The organism is Microbacterium sp. CPCC 204701 (assembly GCF_004010105.1).
In the GTDB taxonomy this organism is placed as follows: Bacteria; Actinomycetota; Actinomycetes; order Actinomycetales; family Microbacteriaceae; genus Microbacterium.
Genome location: NZ_RRYE01000403.1, coordinates 1 through 2,560, shown reverse-complemented (window position 1 = coordinate 2,560; position 2,560 = coordinate 1). Strand labels below are relative to the sequence as shown.

Annotated in this window: 3 protein-coding genes; 2 read left to right on the top strand and 1 reads right to left on the bottom strand. The window is 72.3% G+C overall.

Annotated elements, in window-relative coordinates; all coding sequences use genetic code 11:
• Both EIO58_RS16005 and EIO58_RS16000 read left to right on the top strand, forming a co-directional pair.
• A partial coding sequence (locus EIO58_RS16005; RefSeq protein WP_164861782.1) for an acyltransferase family protein occupies positions 1-1,772 on the top strand: 1,772 nt, incomplete at its 5' end.
• Positions 1,773-1,868: 96 nt separating this feature from the next.
• Positions 1,869-2,357, top strand: coding sequence for a VanZ family protein (locus EIO58_RS16000; RefSeq protein ID WP_127820330.1), 489 nt, complete (start codon positions 1,869-1,871; stop codon positions 2,355-2,357).
• Here the strand turns inward: EIO58_RS16000 and EIO58_RS15995 are convergent.
• Positions 2,341-2,560 (bottom strand): ATP-binding protein (locus EIO58_RS15995; protein WP_240658936.1); only part of this gene is annotated, 220 nt, incomplete at its 5' end. The genes EIO58_RS16000 and EIO58_RS15995 overlap by 17 nt on opposite strands.

The following is a 2,560-nucleotide window of genomic DNA, read 5'->3' as shown; positions in this document are numbered from 1 at the left end:
CGCGCCGCATCCTTCCCGCCTCGTTCGCGGTGCTGATCCTCTCGGTGATCGCCGCGCTCATCTGGTACCCGCCGCTGCTCATGGCAGACGTCTGGGCCGGGGCCGTCGCGACCGCGCTGTACGTGCCGAACTACTTCTTCGCCGCCGCCGACGCGGACTACCTCGCCGAGGTGTCGACGCCGTCGCTCTTCCAGCACTATTGGTCGCTGGGCGTCGAGGAGCAGTTCTATCTGCTGTGGCCGGCGCTGCTCGCCCTCGCGTGGGCGCTGGCGCGGACGCGGCGCGCCCTGGTCGTCGTCCTGGTGACGGTGGTGGTGACCTCCTTCGCGCTGTGCATGTGGCTGACATTCCAGTCGCAGCCGTGGGCCTTCTTCTCGCTGCCGACGCGAGCGTGGGAGCTCGGCGTCGGCGGCCTTGTCGCAGTGGTGCTGCAGCGCCGGACGCGGGCGATCCCCGAGCGCTTCGCGCCGCTGCTCGGGTGGGCCGGCATCGCGGCGGTCGCGGCATCCGTCGTGTTCTTCTCGTCCGAGACGCTCTTCCCTGGGGCTGCCGCAGCGCTTCCGGTGCTGGGTACGGCAGCCGTGATCGCGGCGGGCGAGACCGCGGGCGGACCGACACGGTTGCTCTCGCTGCCGGCGATGACGTTCGTCGGGCTGATCTCGTACTCGCTGTACCTCGTGCACTGGCCGGCGCTCGTGCTGCCGGAGGCCGCGATGCCCGGGCGGCTGCCGGTGTGGGTCACGCTGCTCATCGCGGTGGCGTGCGTGCCGGTTGCGTGGCTGCTCTACCGGTACGTCGAAGACCCGATCCGCAAGGCACCCCTGCTCACGAAGGCGCGCGGGCGTGTCACCCTCGCCGGAGCGGCCGCCGGATCGGTCGCGTGCCTCGCCGTCGCGACCGGGGCGTTCGCGCTCGCCGACACCCGCCAGCTCAACGTCGAGCAGGTGGCGGCCGAGACGGTCGTCACCGACTCGCCGCGCGGCACCGACTACGTACCGGCGAACCTCGATCCCGAGCTGCGCGAGGCGCGCGAGAGCCTCCCGGAGATCTACGACGACGGCTGCAACCGCGGGACGGGCGTGACGGAGGCCGACGGCTGCGTCTACGGAGACCCCGAGGCCCCGCGCATCGTGCTCTTCGGCGACTCCCATGCGGCGCACTGGTTCCCCGCCGTCGAGGGCTTCGCGACGTCCGCCGGGTATGCCGTCGAGGTGCACACGAAGAGCTCGTGTCCGGCGGCCGACATCGAGACGCTTCGGCAGGGGAGCCCGTATCCGCAGTGCCCGCAGTGGCGCGATGCCGTGATCGAGCGCATCCACGAGTCGCAGCCGGCGCTCGTGCTGCTCGCGAGCTTCTCCGACGCGGAGCTGTCGCCGGATGTCGAGGACGAGCCCGAGATGTGGGACGCCGCGCTCGGCCGCACCCTCGATGCGCTGGACGTGCCGGTCGCCGTGCTCGCGGACACCCCCGACATGCTCGAGGATCCGGCTCCGTGCCTGTCGGCGAACCTGTCGCAGGCCGAGGCGTGCGGTCAGCCGCGCGAGCGGGCGCTCGAAGGCGCCGCGCGCGAGGGACAGGTATCGGCGACGGCGGCCCGCGGCATCGCGCTCATCGACCTCAACGAGTACCTCTGCGATGAGGAGTGGTGCCCGCCGATCCTCGGCAACACCCTCGTCTACCGCGACTCGCACCATCTGACGGCCGAGATCAGCGCCGACCTCGCCGGTGTGCTGGGCGAGCGCCTGATCCCGTTGCTGCAAGCCGCCGAGTAGCCGACCCGGAGGGGCTGGTTCGCATACGCTCCCGCAACATCGGCTCGCGTGGACTTGGCGTGCCGGTTCGCCCGTAGCCGGCGGAAGGGCGTCCTCATGACCGACATCTCCACGACCCCTCGCAGCGGCATCCGCACCTTCGCCGCCGTGATCGTGCTCGCTGTCGTCGCGGGACTCACGCTCGCGCCGCCGTCGATCGCCGCGCCCGCGCGGCGCGTGTTCGTGCAGGCCATGGCGGCGCTGGCCGAGCCGCTCGTGCTGTGGATCCCCGGCGGCCTCACGGAGCGCGTGCTCAACACGCTGCTGTTCGTCCCGCTCGGGGCGACCGTCGCGCTGCTGCTGAGCCGGCGCCTCTGGCCCATCGCGATCTTCGCCGGGTTCGCATTGTCGGCGACTGTCGAGTTCGTCCAGGACTCGATCCCCGGTCGGGTTCCCGACCTCGCGGACGTGCTCTGGAACACCGTGGGCGGGGCGATCGGCGTGCTGCTGGTCACACTTCCCCGCGTGCTCGCGGCAGCGGTGCGGCGAGCCGGGCGCCGGCATCCCACCGCGACCGCGGCCGAGCGCGTCAGCGTCCGAGAGTGACGCGCGAGAACTCGCCCGGGAGCGTCACCCGCACCTGCAGCCCGCCCTCGCGCAGGGCGGCGAGATCGAGGGTCCCGCCGTGGGCGCGCACGATCGAGGCGACGATCGCGAGGCCGAGCCCCGCACCGCCCTCGGCGCTGCGTGTGCGCCCCACCGCCCTGACGAACGGCTCGGTGAGGGTCGCCACGATCATCGGATCGAGC